The organism is Kordia periserrulae (genome assembly GCF_003054265.1).
In the GTDB taxonomy this organism is placed as follows: Bacteria; Bacteroidota; Bacteroidia; order Flavobacteriales; family Flavobacteriaceae; genus Kordia; species Kordia periserrulae.
Genome location: NZ_QBKT01000001.1, coordinates 647,567 through 664,810, shown reverse-complemented (window position 1 = coordinate 664,810; position 17,244 = coordinate 647,567). Strand labels below are relative to the sequence as shown.

The 17,244-nt window shown below is 36.2% G+C and carries 13 protein-coding genes; 11 read left to right on the top strand and 2 right to left on the bottom strand.

The features are described from left to right. Positions 1-49 precede the first annotated feature (49 nt). From C8N46_RS02930 to C8N46_RS02920, 3 genes are all read left to right on the top strand, one after another. Positions 50-2,905, top strand: coding sequence for a VPS10 domain-containing protein (locus C8N46_RS02930; RefSeq protein ID WP_108113344.1), 2,856 nt, complete (start codon positions 50-52; stop codon positions 2,903-2,905). A 217-nt stretch (positions 2,906-3,122) separates the two neighbouring features. Then, on the top strand, positions 3,123-3,620 hold the full coding sequence (locus tag C8N46_RS02925) for a nuclear transport factor 2 family protein (protein WP_108113343.1): 498 nt from the start codon (positions 3,123-3,125) through the stop codon (positions 3,618-3,620). 650 nt (positions 3,621-4,270) lie between these two features. After that, positions 4,271-6,265, top strand: a complete 1,995-nt coding sequence (locus C8N46_RS02920; protein ID WP_158269065.1) for an NACHT domain-containing protein — start codon at positions 4,271-4,273, stop codon at positions 6,263-6,265. 330 nt (positions 6,266-6,595) lie between these two features. On the opposite strand, the gene C8N46_RS02915 is transcribed toward C8N46_RS02920, so the two are convergent. Both C8N46_RS02915 and C8N46_RS02910 read right to left on the bottom strand, forming a co-directional pair. Continuing rightward, entirely contained in the window at positions 6,596-7,567 is a 972-nt protein-coding gene (locus C8N46_RS02915; RefSeq protein WP_108113341.1) for a succinylglutamate desuccinylase/aspartoacylase family protein, read from the bottom strand. Then, the gene (locus C8N46_RS02910; protein ID WP_317046663.1) at positions 7,545-8,453 is read right to left on the bottom strand and encodes a RimK family alpha-L-glutamate ligase; all 909 of its coding nucleotides are present in this window, start codon (positions 8,451-8,453) and stop codon (positions 7,545-7,547) included. Before C8N46_RS02910 ends, C8N46_RS02915 begins: the two co-directional genes overlap by 23 nt. Before the next feature lie 309 nt (positions 8,454-8,762). Between C8N46_RS02910 and C8N46_RS02905 the strand changes: the two genes are divergently transcribed. The 8 genes from C8N46_RS02905 to C8N46_RS02870 all read left to right on the top strand — a co-directional run bounded on the left by C8N46_RS02905 (position 8,763) and on the right by C8N46_RS02870 (position 17,208). Then, a complete protein-coding gene (locus C8N46_RS02905) occupies positions 8,763-9,422 on the top strand; it encodes a succinate dehydrogenase cytochrome b subunit (protein WP_108113339.1) in 660 nt (219 codons plus the stop codon). A 15-nt stretch (positions 9,423-9,437) separates the two neighbouring features. Further along, positions 9,438-11,435 (top strand): fumarate reductase/succinate dehydrogenase flavoprotein subunit, encoded by a 1,998-nt coding sequence (locus tag C8N46_RS02900; protein WP_108113338.1) that lies wholly within the window; start codon positions 9,438-9,440, stop codon positions 11,433-11,435. 70 nt (positions 11,436-11,505) lie between these two features. Continuing rightward, positions 11,506-12,252, top strand: a complete 747-nt coding sequence (locus C8N46_RS02895; protein ID WP_108113337.1) for a succinate dehydrogenase/fumarate reductase iron-sulfur subunit — start codon at positions 11,506-11,508, stop codon at positions 12,250-12,252. Positions 12,253-12,328: 76 nt separating this feature from the next. Continuing rightward, complete coding sequence (locus tag C8N46_RS02890) at positions 12,329-13,237, top strand: M28 family peptidase (protein ID WP_245896704.1); 909 nt, start codon at positions 12,329-12,331, stop codon at positions 13,235-13,237. An 84-nt stretch (positions 13,238-13,321) separates the two neighbouring features. Continuing rightward, on the top strand, positions 13,322-13,717 hold the full coding sequence (locus C8N46_RS02885; RefSeq protein WP_108113335.1) for a hypothetical protein: 396 nt from the start codon (positions 13,322-13,324) through the stop codon (positions 13,715-13,717). A 144-nt stretch (positions 13,718-13,861) separates the two neighbouring features. Next, a complete protein-coding gene (locus tag C8N46_RS02880) occupies positions 13,862-15,637 on the top strand; it encodes a MutS-related protein (protein ID WP_108113595.1) in 1,776 nt (591 codons plus the stop codon). A gap of 266 nt (positions 15,638-15,903) precedes the next feature. Further along, entirely contained in the window at positions 15,904-16,470 is a 567-nt protein-coding gene (locus tag C8N46_RS02875; protein WP_108113334.1) for a hypothetical protein, read from the top strand. Positions 16,471-16,641: 171 nt separating this feature from the next. Continuing rightward, positions 16,642-17,208, top strand: coding sequence for a hypothetical protein (locus tag C8N46_RS02870; protein WP_108113333.1), 567 nt, complete (start codon positions 16,642-16,644; stop codon positions 17,206-17,208). Positions 17,209-17,244 lie beyond the last annotated feature (36 nt).

The following is a 17,244-nucleotide window of genomic DNA, read 5'->3' as shown; positions in this document are numbered from 1 at the left end:
TGATGAGTTTGCAACATTGCGTAATTTTCAAAACTAAATCAAACCATCCATGAAACCTAATATTTTATCATGTATCCTATCGCTTTTTATTGTAACGGTTAGCGTTGCGCAAAGCAATCCGACGTCAGCAGAAAAAGTGCAAGAAGCTTTAAAAGAAAAAGCAAAACTCACCCAAAACTCCACCGTAAAAAATATCGAATTTACCAACATCGGTCCCACAATTATGAGCGGACGTGTGGTTGATTTGGACGTGAATCCAAACAACACAACCGAATTCTACGTTGCCTATGCTTCGGGCGGATTGTGGTACACCAACAACAACGGAACTACGTTTGAACCAGTATTGGACAATTCGCCAACGCAAAACATTGGTGATATTGCGGTCGATTGGAACTCCAAAACGATTTGGGTAGGAACGGGCGAAAACAACTCTTCACGTTCGTCGTATGCCGGAATCGGAATTCTCAAAAGTACCGATGGCGGGAAAAACTGGCAAAACATGGGATTGCTCGATTCGCATCATATCAGTCGTATCGTTATCAATCCAAACAATGCTGATGAGGTTGTTGTGGCGGCGCTTGGACATTTATATTCGCCAAATGCAGAACGCGGAATCTTCAAAACTACCGATGGCGGAAAAACGTGGAATAAAACCTTATTTATCAATAACGATACTGGAATTGTAGACTTGGCGGTTTCTCCGAATAACTTCAACGTGCAATACGCATCTTCATGGGAACGCGACCGTAAAGCGTGGAATTTTGTGGGGAATGGTGTCAATTCAGCTATCTATAAAAGTATCGATGCAGGAAACACGTGGAAAAAAGTAAGTGAAAAATCAGGTTTTCCAGAAGGTGATGGCGTTGGACGTATCGGATTGGCAGTGTACGATGACGAAACGGTATATGCATTTCACGATAGTCAATTTAGACGTGAAAAGAAAGCAGAAAAGAAAAGTGATTCCAAAGCATTGACTAAAGACGATTTTAAAACCATGTCGTCGGCTACGTTTTTAAATTTAGGTGATAAAGAACTCAATACGTACTTAAAAACGAATGGTTTTCAAGAAAAATATAGAGCAGAAAATGTAAAGCAATTGGTAAGAACAGGAACCATCAAACCAGAAGATTTAGCAAAATACCTAGAAGATGCCAATTCATTATTATTTGATACGCCTGTGATTGGCGCGCAAGTGTTTAAAACGACCAACGGCGGAAAAAGCTGGAAAAAAACACATGACGATTACTTAGATGATGTTGTATATTCCTATGGATATTACTTCGGAATGATTCGCGTAAGCCCAAAAAATCCAAATCAAATTTATATTGCAGGTGTGCCAATTTTACGCTCGCAAGATGGTGGAGAAACCTTTGAATCGATCAACGGAGAAAATGTACACGTAGATCATCACGCACTTTGGGTAAATCCGAACAATCCAAATCATTTAATCAACGGAAATGATGGTGGCGTGAATATTTCATACAACAACGGCGACAACTGGATTAAATGCAATACGCCAGCGGTTGGACAGTTTTACGCAATTTTTGCAGACGAACAAACACCGTATAAAGTGTATGGCGGACTGCAAGATAACGGTGTTTGGGTTGGGCCAAATAGTTACAAAGCCTCTGTAAAGTGGCATGAAGAAGGACAATATCCGTATGAACGAATTATGGGCGGCGACGGAATGCAAGTGCAAGTTGATAAACGCAATCCAAATATTGTATACACAGGATATCAGTTTGGAAATTACTTCCGAATCAACCGTGAAACAGGCAGACGACAATACATTCAGCCAAAGCACGAATTGGGCGAATCGCCTTATCGATTTAACTGGCAAACGCCAATTCATCTATCGGTTCACAATCAAGATATTTTATATTTAGGCGGAAACAAATTGCACAGATCATTGAATCAAGGTGATGATTGGGAAGCGATTTCGGGCGATTTAACCAAAGGCGGTAAAAAAGGAAATGTTGCGTATGGAACCTTAACAAGCATTTCTGAATCGCCATTTCAATTTGGATTAATCTATGTAGGAAGCGACGACGGATTGGTACATGTTACCAAAAACGGCGGTGGCGACTGGCAAAAGATTTCCAACAGCTTTCCGCAGGATTTATGGGTGTCGCGTGTGATTGCTTCATCCCACAAAAAAGAACGTGTTTATGTGACATTAAACGGCTATCGTTGGGACGATTTTACTAGTTATATCTATATGTCTGACGATTACGGACAAACATGGAAAAGTATAGCGAGTGGAATTCCAGCTTCGCCTGTAAATGTTATTAAAGAAGATCCTGAAAACGAAAATGTATTGTATGTAGGAACCGATAATGGCGCGTATGCTTCGTTAGATATGGGCAACACTTGGCAACCATTCCACAACGGATTGCCAAACGTGGCGGTTCATGACATTGTGGTACAAAAACAAGCAAAAGACTTGCTGTTAGGAACGCACGGACGTTCTATTTACAAAGCCAACATTGCGGTATTGCAACAAGCAGATGCAACAATAGCAAGCAAACCTTTTCATGTATTTAAAACGGAAAGTATCAAAGCGCGTTCGTCTTGGGGAACTACGTGGAGCAAATGGTTGGATGCCAATGTGCCTTCTAAAGAAATCTATTTTCACACCAAAAATGCAGGCGATGTAACGGTAAAAGTGATTGCCAAAAACGGCGTTGTGATGCATGAAGCATCTATCAAAGCAGATGCAGGTTTCAATACATGGAATTACGATTTGAGCGTTACGGAAAAAGCACGTAAACAATACTTGAAAAAAGACGAAGAAGCGTCTATTCCAAAAAAGAAAAATGGCGCATACTATTTGCCAAAAGGCACATATAGCATTGAAGTTTCTGGAAATGGAGGAACGGATGCTACGGAGTTGGTGATTGAGTAGCTTTTTTAAGTTTAAGAGTTTATAAGTTTAGTAGTTTATTAGTACTGCTAAATGTGCTCAAACAGATATTTTAAGCGCACTTGAATAGAAATATTTTTACGCAAGTGCGCTTATTTTGTGCTCTTGCGTAAAAATATTTCTACTCAAGAGTAGGGTGAAAGTGTAACAAATGTCAAGTCTTGTGCTCTTTGGAATATATTCATTTCAATTTATTAGCATGAAAACCAAATTACTCGCTGTATTATTTATTACCATTTTTGCAACTTCTTGTATTTCTGTTCGAACTAGGTCAGAACGAACTGTTGTCAAAAAAGAAACATACATTCCTGTAGACAAACAATTATACGAAACCATTCTCGACTTAGATAAACGCTTCTTTGACGCATACAATACCTGCGATTTGGAAACGCAACGTCAACTTATTTCAGAAGACATCGAATTTTTCCACGACAAAGGCGGATTGGCAACCTCCAAATCACAAATCATAGAAGCTATAAAAAATAACATCTGCGGAAAAGTCACGCGTACGCTTGTAAACGAAAGTGTAGAAGTCTACCCAATTCAAGGCTACGGCGCCGTACAAATGGGAGAACACAAATTCTTCAACAACCAAGAACCCAATGCGAAATCCATTCCAAGCAAGTTTGTCACCATCTGGAAAAACGACAACGGAACTTGGAAAATGACACGGATTGTGAGTACGCATAAGAGTTAGGTTGTTATGTATTAGGTTTTGGTATTGAGATTTATTAGACTCAATTTTGCTTTACAGCAAATTTTCATAGATGCTTCGCTTTAGACTTGTTAGACTTTTTTGAAACGTCTTTACGAGGAAGTTTGACGAAGTAATCTGTCAGTTTTAGTATTCAATGCTGCTTTGACAATCATTTTAATCCATAGATTGGATACTAAAAGCGGTTGGGCAAACACAAAAAGCAATTCCTTATTCTTTATTTGCAGTAAAACATAGCATAAAAGTGGTTGTACAACCTCTTCGAAGTGGTTCAGAACCTATTATTTGGGGTTCAATAACCGCTTTTATCCCCAAAATAACCTCTTCGAACCATTTCTTTTAGGGGTAAAACCCTTTACGGAACCTCAAAAAGATATCAAACAACCGCAAAAAGATATTGTGGAACCTCAAAATTGGGTTGGTGGTTAAAGAGATGTTAGTATTGAGTACTGAATGTTGAGATTTTTCAACGCATTAAAAAAATGAAATCTGCGTCAAGCTGAACTTTTACATTGAGTGCAACCGAAGTGTGATTCAACTTCCCATAAGAAGCTAAGTTTTTCTTACGGAAAACTTATTGTGTAGTTGTCATCTTTGTCTTAACTTTAGAGTTATAGAAAATGAATTTAAATATGAGCGAATTCGGAGAATCAATACTTAAAAACTTAATCTTACCTGTAGTCAAAGATATAGCTCTACCCAAAATACAGTCAATCTTCAAAAAATTTCAAATAAGAAATACGGATGAAGAAAGTGTGGAAAAACAATTACATGAATATCTTAAAAGGCGCTATACTAAATTTGAAACAATCGATACTTTGGTATTAACAAACAGTCCAACTAAACTGGAAGATTTTTATCAGCCTTTGACTGTGAGTTATTTGAAGAGATATGAAGGAGAAAAAGTAGAAAAAAAAGATATCAAAATAGACCGGTATCCAGGAGAGTTGTTGCCTTTACATAAAAAAGTTATCATTGAAGATACGGCAGGAATGGGAAAATCTACGATTATTAAAAAACTATTTCTATCTATCATTGAACAAAAGGTAGGAATTCCTGTACTTATTGAATTAAGTCGAATAAAGGAAAAGAATAGTATTTTAAAAGAAATACAAAACCAAATGTCTTCGATTGGAAAAAAAATCAATCAAGATGTTATTTTAAAGTTAATTAATGAAGGAAATTTCATATTTCTATTTGATGGGTATGATGAAATAGCGTTGGCGGATAGAGAGTTTACCATTAGAGAATTGCATAGCTTTATAGAAAAAGCGGGAGATAACTATTTTTTAATTACTTCACGACCTGAAGAATCTTTGGCTTCCTTTGGAGATTTTCAAAAATTTCATGTGAATCCATTAGAAAAAAAAGAAGCTTATGAGTTGTTAAAAAAGTATGATAAACAGAGTTATCATAAAATAGCAGATAACTTAATTAATGAATTGAAAGATAGTGATGAATCCTTGGAAGAATATCTTGAAAACCCTTTTTTAGTTTCCCTTCTTCATAAGTCTTATGAATATAAAAAGGACATTCCCTTAAAGAAAACCCAATTTTATGAGCAAGTATATGACGCGTTATTTGAGGCACACGATTTATCGAAAGAAGGATACTTAAAACGAGAGAAATACAGTAAGTTACATAAAGATGATTTTCAACAAGTTCTACGAGGGATTGCGTATTTTTCATCTATGGCAAATAAAATTGAATATGATAAAAATACCATCATTCAATTTATCAAAAAGGCAAAAAAACAAACTTCTGGATTGCAATTTAAGAATAGTGATTATTTAAAAGACTTATTGAATACAGTTCCCTTGTTTAAAAAAGCAGGGAATAATTTTAAATGGGCACATAAATCGCTACAGGATTATTTTGCAGCTAAATTTATTCAAATTGATACGAAAGAAAATAGAATTCCAATTTTAAGAAAAATATTTGAAGACGAAGAAAATCAGCGTTTTTACAGTATACTATTATTATATTGTGAATTAGACACAAAAGGATTTGAACATACTATATTGAAGTGGTTTTTGACTAAGTTTAAGAATTATGTGGAGATTAATGACAAAAGTTTTTCCATAAAAAGGGAAATAATAAAGAGAAGAATAGAATGTAATTTTGGAAGAGATTATTTGTTTTTGTCAGTTGATTATGAAGACTTATATAATGAAGAAACTTTTATTAGATTTTTTAATAAATCTTTTAATAAAAAAAACTTAAATATTAATAAGTTTAATTTTTTTGATTATAGGCAATATGCCTTTATTATAGATGGTTATCCAAATACAGATTATATTTTATTCTTAAAAGAAAGTAAATTATTTAGTACTACAATTAATATATTGAAAAATACGCATATTGATTTATTAAAAAAAGATTTTACGGATTTTAATAAATTAAAAAAATCAGAAGTATTTAGTAGAAAGCTAATTTGTAAAGTTAATTACGACAAAACTAATTGGATTAATTCAACAGAATACTTTGACATTTTTAATGATTTAATTTCATATAGAAACCCTCAACAATATAATTATAATTTGAACTATGATAAAGCACTAGAAAAACTCAAAAAACTAGAAAAAAACAATCCCGAAAAAGAAAAAAACGAATTGTTGGATTGGTAGTATAAAAAGATTTGAGAATTGCATTTCGACAGCGCTCAATGTGAAAGTTTTGAGATTTTTCTAAGAAAATGCAGGGTTATAAATAAACAGATTGCCACGTCGCTACGCTTCTCGCAAGGACGTTTCTAATCAACTTAAAAAAACTAAAGTTACGTTTGAGATTCCTGCCTCCGCAGGAATGACAAACAGGAATCAGCATACCAACAAGCGAAGCGTAAAAAAAGTCTAAAATCCAGCAGCGTTCACACTGAGCCTGTCGAAGTGAAGCGGTCTAGATTCTAACAGCGATAGTGCTCTAAAAGTGTCAGCGTATCTAACTAGGTTGCCGAGCTACGCCGAGGTACCTACATGAAACAACGCATCTCCTAAATTCACCACAGCCTGATTGTTAATACAAAATACAAAACCATCGTACGGTGCTTTGATTTCCTCACAGTAATTGGCAAACGTATCGGTGATAAAACCGAGTGTTTCTCCTTTTTTAATAGAACTTCCATTCAAAACTTGCGGAACAAACATGCCAGCGGTTGGAGCGCGAAGCCATTTACGCTCGGTAAGTAGCGTTGTATTTTCGCGTTCAATCAACATTGGATCGATGTTGTCAATCATGTTGAGGTGTTTCATGATGTTTAAAATTCCCTGAATACCTTCTTTAATGGCATAGTCGTCAAAACGCATGCTTTCGCCACCTTCATACACAATAATCGGAATCTTTTTGTCGTATGCCGTTTTTCGAAATGATTTTTCAATCAAAGAAGTCGCAAAATAAAAAGGCGCATTAAACACCTTGGCGAGTGTTTCACTATCGCTCATGTTTTCGGTAAAACGTACTTGCGGATGGTTATTCCGTTGCGCGCCACCTGTATGCAAATCAATACCAAAATCAGCTTGTGGCAACACTTCGTTGGTCACTTGATAGGCAATTCGCGAAGCTAGCGAGCCTTTTTTAATACCGGGAAAACTGCGATTCACATCTTTTCCGTCAGGCACTTGTCGTGAAAAATGTATAAATCCGAAAATATTCAACAAGGGCAACACAATCACGGCACCGCGTTTCACTTCAAATAATTTTTCAAACAGCATTCTACGGATAATTTCCACACCGTTAATCTCATCGCCATGCAAACCGCCTTGCACCAACATCGTTGGTCCCGCTTTTTTGGCGTTGTACACATACACGGGAATGTCAATCAGCGTTCCTGTTGGCAAACGGTCAATAGGAATTTGAATCCATTTTGCTTCGCCAGGCACTACTGTTTCTCCGTAAATCGTTATGGGTTTATTTTCCGAATTTCCGAGCATTCTTTTCTACATATTTAATAATTTCGCCCGCAACATTCACTTTGGTATGTGCTTCAATACCTTCTAGTCCAGCAGACGAATTGGCTTCAATCACTAACGGACCGCGTTTGGAGCGAATAATATCCACGCCGCACACAGGCAAGCCTAGTACTTTTGCGGTATGAATTGCCATCTTTTTTTCGTATTGTGTCAGTTCAACAGAGGTCATTGTACCACCGCGATGTACATTGCTTCTAAAATCTTCTTCACCACTACTACGCATCATGGCAGCCACAATTTTATTGCCCACAATATACACGCGAATATCTTGTCCGTTGGCTTCTTCAATAAATTCCTGCATGATGATATTCACATTCATATTATACAGCGATTCAATAATAGATTTTGCGGATTTCTTACTATCGGCAATCATCACGCCGAGTCCTTGCGTACCTTCTTGTAGTTTGATGATAATTGGTGCGCCGCCAAGCAATTCAATATGGTCTTTAATATTAGACGTATCTTTCGCAAACAAGGTTTTTGGAATGGGAATGCGTTTTCTAGCTAAAATTTGCATCGTCCGTAGTTTATTTCTTGAGCGAATAATTCCGAGCGATTTTGCGGTGGTAAACGCTCCGTTCATTTCAAACTGTTTTACAATCGCAGCGCCGTGTCGCGTTACCGAAGTACCAATTCGCGGAATAATAGCGTGTACACCGTGTGTAATATTTTCGGCGCCGAAATAAATTTGCGGTTTCGTGTCTTCTCCCAATACAACAGCACATTTCGTATGGTCAATTACGCGCACATTATGTCCTCTTTTGGCAGCTTCATGATACAATCTATTCGTAGAATAAATTCGGGAACTAATGGAAAGAATATAAATATTCATCGTAGAAGAAATCAAGCTAAGATTTTTTAAAAATAAGTAAACTTTCTTAGTTTGAAAGATTTGTCATAAAAAAACTGGTAAATAATTGATAGAACGATGTGTTAAACCACAAATAGTGATACTTTTTCATGAATAGAAATCTTTGTGAATGTCAAAATTACCGTTACTATTGATAAATAATCTATTCGTACAGCACTCACGAGGTTTCGTTCCAAGCTTTTCTAATTAAATTCATTCTAAATAGGCTTCAAAATAAGTGTGAAAACTTGTAGACGTTCTGCATGAGCCGTATATTTGTATAACAAATAATTAATCACAATTATAATGAGCGGAATTTTAAATTCTTCAATAGGAAGAAAGTTTGCGATGGCACTTTCAGCACTCTTCCTAATGGTATTTCTTCTACAGCACTTTGCAATTAATATTCTTTCTGTATTCAGTGAAAACGCTTTTAACGAAGCATCACACTTTATGGGAACATTTTGGGCAGTACAATTTATACTACAGCCGATATTAATTATTGGAATTATTTTTCACTTTACGATGGGAATTGTTCTCGAAATCAAAAATCGCAAAGCACGACAGATAAGCTATGCCAAAAATAACGGCGCAGCAAATTCATCTTGGATGAGTAGAAACATGATTTGGACAGGTCTGATTATTGAAGGCTTTCTAGTTGTTCACATGGCAAATATTTGGTGGCACGAAATGATGGTAAAGTACATCAACCCGCAACCTGTTGATGCTACACGTTATTATGAAGAATTGGTAGAGCACTTTCAAAGTCCAGTAATCGTCGGAATTTACGTAGTAGCTTTTATCTTTTTAGCACTGCACTTATTGCACGGTTTCAGTTCAGCATTCCAATCTATCGGAGCGAATAACAAATACACAAGAGCCTTAAAAGGATTCGGAAAAGTATATGCAATCGGAATTCCAGCAGGATTCGTATTTATTGCATTATATCACCACTTCGCTCACTAAAAACGCATCATAACTATGGCTTTAGACTCAAAAATACCTCAAGGACCACTAGCAGATAAGTGGACGAGACATAAAAATGAAATCAATCTTGTAAACCCAGCAAACAAACGTTTAATTGACGTTATTGTTGTGGGAACAGGACTCGCGGGAGGTTCTGCGGCAGCAACCTTAGCAGAATTAGGATATAATGTAAAAGCATTTTGCTTTCAAGATTCTCCACGTCGTGCGCACTCTATTGCAGCACAAGGAGGAATCAACGCCGCAAAAAACTATCAAGGTGATGGTGACTCTACCTACCGATTGTTCTACGATACGGTAAAAGGAGGCGATTACCGTTCGCGTGAAGCGAATGTGTACCGTTTGGCAGAAGTATCTGCTAATATCATTGACCAATGTGTAGCACAAGGAGTTCCTTTTGCACGTGACTACGGTGGATTGCTAGACAACCGTTCGTTTGGTGGCGTATTGGTATCTCGTACCTTTTATGCAAAAGGGCAAACAGGACAGCAATTACTCTTAGGAGCTTATTCTGCGATGAATCGTCAAATTGGTCGTGGGAAAATCAAAATGTACAACCGCCACGAAATGTTAGATGTCGTTGTAGTTGATGGAAAAGCGAGAGGAATTATCACACGTAACTTGGTGACAGGAGAAATAGAGCGTCACTCTGCGCATGCAGTCGTATTAGGAACTGGTGGATATGGAAACGTATTTTTCCTTTCTACCAATGCGATGGGAAGTAACGTAACGGCTGCTTGGAAAGCACACAAACGTGGAGCGTACTTTGCCAATCCATGTTACACACAAATTCACCCAACTTGTATTCCAGTTTCGGGAGATCATCAATCAAAATTGACGTTGATGTCAGAATCGTTACGTAATGATGGTCGTATTTGGGTGCCAAAACACAAAAAAGATGTAGAGGCAATTCGCAACAAAACGTTGAAGCCTACTGATATTAAAGAAGAAGATAGAGACTACTACTTAGAGCGTCGCTATCCAGCCTTCGGAAACTTAGTACCGCGTGACGTAGCATCGCGTGCCGCAAAAGAACGTTGTGATGCAGGTTACGGAGTCAATGCAACGGGAGAAGCAGTATATTTAGACTTTGCTTCTGCGATTGAGCGATACGGAAAAGAGCAAGCACACGTAAAAGGATTGAATGAAAACGATGCGGCTTTAGTGAAAAAACTCGGACAGGAAGTTGTAAAAACGAAATACGGAAACTTATTCCAAATGTATGAGAAAATCGTTGACGAGAATCCATACGAAACACCAATGATGATTTATCCAGCGGTACATTACACGATGGGTGGACTTTGGGTAGATTATAACTTACAAACCACCGTTCCTGGATTATATGCTATTGGAGAAGCAAACTTCTCTGATCACGGAGCCAACCGATTAGGAGCTTCTGCGTTAATGCAAGGTTTGGCAGATGGATATTTTGTCTTACCATACACCATTGGAGATTACTTATCACACGATATTCGTACAGGACCAATTTCAACAGATTCCAAAGAATTTGAAGAAGCAGAAAACAAAGTACGCTCAGAAATTGACCACTTAATCAACAATAACGGTTCAAAACCAGTTGACTACTTCCACAAAAAATTAGGTAAAATTATGTGGAATAAGTGTGGAATGGCGCGTAACGAAAAAGATTTAAAATCTGCCATCGAAGAAATTTCACAATTACGTGAAGAATTCTGGAAAGATGTTCGTGTACCAGGCGATGCTAATGAATTCAACGAAGAATTGGCAAAAGCAGGTCGTGTAGCAGACTTCTTAGAATTAGGAGAATTGTTCGCAAAAGATGCATTGGTTCGTGAAGAATCGGCAGGTGGACACTTTAGAGAGGAATACCAAACGGAAGATGGTGAAGCCATGCGTCGTAAAGAATTCCAATTCGTATCTGCTTGGGAATACAAAGGCGAACCAAAAGATGCTGTATTGCACAAAGAAGACTTGCAATACGAAAACATAGAAGTAAAAGAGAGAAGTTATAAATAATATTGCTTTTAGCCTTTAGCCATTAGCATTTAGCTAACAGCCAAAAGCTAATAGCCAAAAGCATAAAATTATGAATTTAACATTAAAAATATGGCGTCAAAAAAACGCCAATGCACAGGGGAAAATGGTTGATTATCAAATCAGCAATGTATCTCCAGATATGTCTTTCCTTGAAATGTTAGATGTATTAAATACAGAATTAATTGAAAAAGGAGAAGAGCCAGTTTCTTTCGACCACGATTGTCGTGAAGGAATTTGCGGTTCTTGTTCGTTATATATCAATGGAGAGGCGCACGGACCAGACCGTTTAATTACAACGTGTCAGTTACACATGCGTAAGTTTAAAGATGGCGATACTATTTACATTGAGCCATGGAGAGCAAAAGCATTCCCTGTAATTAAAGATTTAATTGTAGACAGAAGTGCTTTTGATCGTATTCAACATGCAGGTGGATTTATCTCGGTAAACACTTCTGGAAACACGCAAGATGCAAACGCCATTCCAATTGAAAAAGCCAATGCAGATGCCGCATTTGATGCTGCTACCTGTATCGGTTGTGGCGCGTGTGTAGCAAGTTGTAAAAACTCGAGCGCGATGTTATTTGTTTCGGCAAAAGTATCACAATTTGCATTGTTGCCTCAAGGACAAATAGAAGCGACTGACCGTGTAATGAATATGGTCAATCAGATGGATGCGGAAGGTTTTGGTAACTGTACCAATACGGGAGCTTGTGAAGTGGAATGTCCGAAAGGAATTTCACTAGAAAACATCGCACGTATGAACCGTGAGTATTTAAAAGCATCTTTCAAAGGATAAGAGCCAAATACAAATTATATAAAATCCCAAGTAGCAACGCTTGGGATTTTTTGTTTATATTCAACAAAAAATCACCATGAAGCTATCAAAACTGTTCCTTCTTTGTGTGTTGTGTTTTATAAGTTGTAAAACGGACAAAAAGAAAGATAATCTAAATGAAGAGACCTCTTACGACTTTTCCAAAACAAACCTAATTTATCACATTGCAGCGTTATCTTCTAATGAATTTGAAGGACGAGAAACAGGAACAGAAGGTGCTAAAAAAGCAAAAGAATACATCATAAAAGCATTTCAACAATTAAATGTTGAGCCGCTAGGAGAAACGTTTGAGCAAGTTTTTCCGATGCCAGAAACTTCTAACATAGCACAAGGAGAAAACATTCTCGGAGTCGTAAAAGGAACTACAGAACCTAATACGTACATCGTAATTTCAGCACACTACGATCATCTCGGCATACGAAATGGTCAAATTTACAACGGCGCCGACGACGATGCTTCTGGAGTGAGTGCCTTGTTCGCTTTTGCGGAATATTTTCAAAAGTATCCGCCGAAATATTCTGTCATTTTTGCAGCGTTTGATGCGGAAGAAAAAGGATTGGTTGGTTCGTATTACTTCGTAGACAATCCAATCATCAAAAAAGAGCAAATTAAGCTAAACATCAATATGGATATGATTAGTCGTAGCAAGAAGAAAGAACTATATGCGGTTGGACCGCAACACTATCCAAGCTACAAATCATTGGTGGAAACGACCAAAGCTCATGGAAATGTCATCTTAAAAATAGGTCATGAAGAATGGACAACTGCTAGTGATCATGCAGCATTTCACAAGGCGAACATTCCCTTCATTTATTTTGGCGTAGAAGATCACAAAGATTATCATAGACCTACAGACGATTTTGAAAATATTCACTTGGATTTTTATGTGAATTCCGTGCAGACAATTATCAATTTCTTTAAAAAAGTTGAGGAGACTTCGTTGTGAAATTGAAAAAAACCATCACTATAATTACGGTCTTTTTGACACTTGTTGGTTGTACTGACGCCAAAAAACATCTAGACTCTAATAATGAAAAAAAGATATGTATCGGTGTATTTTACGGATGTTGCAAAGCCAATCATGGAATACCAATTTGGAATCAAAGAGAATGACTCTGTTATAAAATATACATACAAGAATTTAAAAAATGACAAAAAAGACCTAGAATTTTTATATGACAAATCCTCAAAAGACTTAATTTTTATCTTTGATAAATTTACTTCCTTAAATTCACCAGTATATTTGAATAAACAGATTTACAAAGAAGGTTTTACAACGTATAGGTCAGATAATTATTCTAAGATACTATATCATCGTCAATATGGTGTTTTAGGGATAACACACTTAGAAGGACCGCATTTTGTGTTTTTACCTGAACTGAATATTGAATTGGCAAATGAAGTGTTTTATCAATTGACAAAATAAATATTTGCTAAAGATTTGAGTGAAGAAAAAAAGCTAAAAAAATAGAACTGTTAAACTTTCACCAGAAACGTCACGAAGCCTTTAAAATGTTATTGGATTTGTGATTTTTTTCGTTTATTGAAGCGATTTTTTAAGCGATTGATGATGCAAGACCCTAGAACCTTTTACACAACCCAAAAAGCCACCTTTGAAACCGAATTAAAAGCGCAACGCCGCAAATTGAACCAGTCAAGCTTTCTTCGTTTGCTCGTTTTTTTAGGCACCGTTTTTTTAATTTATTTCTTCTTCGGACAATGGACGTATGTCACTATTTCCGCCGCTGTCGGAATGGCAATTTTTTTAGCTTTGGTGTTTCGTCACTCCGATTTGGTCTATAAAAGCAACAAACTCAAAGCGCTTATTCTATGTAATCAGTTAGAAATAGATGTACTCAATGGCGATTTGTCCAAATTGCCTACTGGTGAAGAATTTTTAGATGCGGCTCACGAATTTAGCTATGATATCGATTTGTTTGGGAATGCTTCTTTTTTTCAATATTTGAATCGTTCCACAACAAAGGAAGGAAAAAACAAATTAGCACAATTGTTAGCGAGTAACGATATTGCTAACATTACAGAACGACAAGAAGCAATACAAGAATTGGCACAAAAAGCGACATGGCGACAACATTTTTCCGCAATTGCTTTGCTGATAAAAGTAGAAACCACTTCCAAAGAAATCACCAATTGGCTGCGCGATTATAAAAGTTTTGTCCCAAAAGCAATTCGCTATGTGCCAATGATTTTTTCGGCAATATCAATAGCAATCATCACCTTAGTTTCCTTGCAAATTTTGCCGTTTTTAGCAGCACTGCTTTGGCTTTTTGTGGGATTGGGAATTACAGGAAGATTTCTAAAAAGCATCAATCTATTATCTATCAATACCAATAAAGCAAAAGACACCTTTCAGCAATACGGACAACTGTTGCAACGTATTGAAGGAGAAACTTTTTCGTCCACACTTCTCAAAGAAAAGCAGCAAAACATTCACAGCGAGGTGCAAAAAGCATCTACGTTGGTCAACGGTTTTTCCAAACGAATTGATGCGCTCGATAACCGAAACAATATCCTGGTCGGTATCTTTTTAAATGGTTTTTTACTGTGGGATATTGCAAAGTCGTATCAAATAGAAATTTGGATTGACAAGCACAGTCAAAAAGTCGCACAATGGTTTGAAGTGGTTACTTTTTTTGATGCCTACAACAGCTTAGGAAACTTTGCGTTCAATCATCCGCAATTTCACTATCCTACGATTGATACTGCTGCAAAAAACGTCATAACAGCAACACAATTGGGACATCCATTATTACGAACGAACAATCGTGTCGACAATGATTTCACCATTGGAAATTCCGAATTTTTCATTGTAACAGGCGCCAATATGGCGGGAAAAAGTACGTTTCTCAGAACAGTTTCGCTTTGTATTGTAATGTCGAATGTCGGATTGCCAATATGTGCGAAAGAAGCAATTTATTCGCCTATAAAACTCATTACAAGCATGCGTACTACCGATTCGCTAGCGGAAGGCGCTTCGTATTTCTTTTCAGAATTGCAACGCTTAAAAATGATTGTCGACAACATTAAAAACGATACGTATTTTATCATTTTGGACGAAATTTTAAAAGGAACGAATAGTCACGACAAAGCTTTGGGTTCTAAGAAAATCGTTCAAAAATTAGCTTCTCAAAACGCTGCAGGAATTATTGCTACGCACGATTTAAGTCTATGCGAATTGGAACAAGAAATTGATCAAGTAAAAAACTACTTCTTTGACGCAGAAATCATCAACGACGAACTGTTCTTTGGCTATTTACTCAAAAAAGGAATCTGTACCAACATGAACGCTTCGTTTCTACTCAAAAAAATGGAGATTGTGGAGTAGTTTTTTTAAATCAAGATTCAAGAGTCAGGATTTAGGATTTTTTTGTTTTTCATCAGCGTTTTGCCATGCATAGTATTTGTAATACGCTTACTATGTCGTTAGGAAATGTTGTTTTTAACGTATAATTCTACCCGCTAATCTAATTTAACATGGTTTTCAGCACTTTAAATGTTAACTTAGTGTTAAGTAGCGTCTATGTCGACGTTATTACTTTTATCCCCAATAAAAGTTCCCCTATTATCTAATTGCATAAAATACTACGTACGATGGATTTAAAGTATCTCCATGTTAACGAAAAGCAGTACTCAGAAGCATTGTTAATTTCAGAAAAACAAGTCTATATTCTGAAAAAATTATTGAAAGACTTACTGCAAAACGAAGTCTTAATTATCAACACGACCTTAGGTTTAGAAATTTATTACGAATCTCCCAATGATTATACAGGCATTATAAAAAATATACTAGCCTTAATAGTAAGTGAGAAACGTGATATGAACGCCAGTTTTGATTTTCTTTACTTAAAAAATGAAAAAGAAATACAATACTCTATTCATGATTCTATAAAACATATTGAGAATGATTCATTCTTTTTAGGGTATTTAAAAGATATGATGCGTCAGCTAAAACCACAGTATGAATCTAGCAAAAGAATCATTGGAAAATTGTCAGATTTATGGAATGAAGCAACGAAAAACTTAAGTGTAAAAAATGTAAATCTTCAAGAAATACATGCTTTACAAATCGATTTTCAAGATGTGTATATCAACATGATTGAAGACAAAGTATTAAAAGAACTCGTAGTGGGCGCTGTAGATGTAAAATACGCGAATTGATTGTAATTGATGTGAGTTTGATGTAAAATTACAAAGCAAAAAAGACTATCAAACTCACATTAAAATCATTCTCAATATAGATTTTTCCAATACTAAAATCATATCAAATAATTCTTTTTAACATTTTTTTGAGTTGTAATGCGTTAACTTGTAAAGGTTAATATTTTATGAATGACTTTAAAATATCTTCATATCAACGAAAAACATCACAAAAAACAACTGATTATCTCGCATCAGCAAGTGATTATTTTGAAGAACTTTTTAACAGAATTAATCAAAAGCGAAGTATTGGTGATGAATACCAATTTAGGTTTGGAAATTTACTACGAATCGAATTACGATTGTACTAAAATCATTAAAGATACCTTTGCAATTGTTGCTTGTAAGAAGTGTAAAGCGGAAGATAAATATCGTTTTTTCTCGTTTCAAAGTGAAGTGGAAATTCAACACTTTATGAACGTTTCCATGCAAAAATTAGCTAAAATGCCGTTGTTTTCAAGTTATACAAAAAGCTTACTCGCACAACTCAACGCGCAGTTTGAAACCAATCGAAAGTTGATTGGAAGATTGCTAGAAATTTGGAACGAAGTGAGTAATAACATGCGCTACAAAGGACTCGATTTACGCAAAATTCAAAACTTCCGAGACAATTTTCAAACCGTGTATATTCACAACGTAGAAAATGATGTGCTGAAAACCTTGCTCATTGAAATGCTAGAAAAAAAGCATTTGAATTAATCAATACACTACACAAAAGGAAAGCGAACCGAAGTT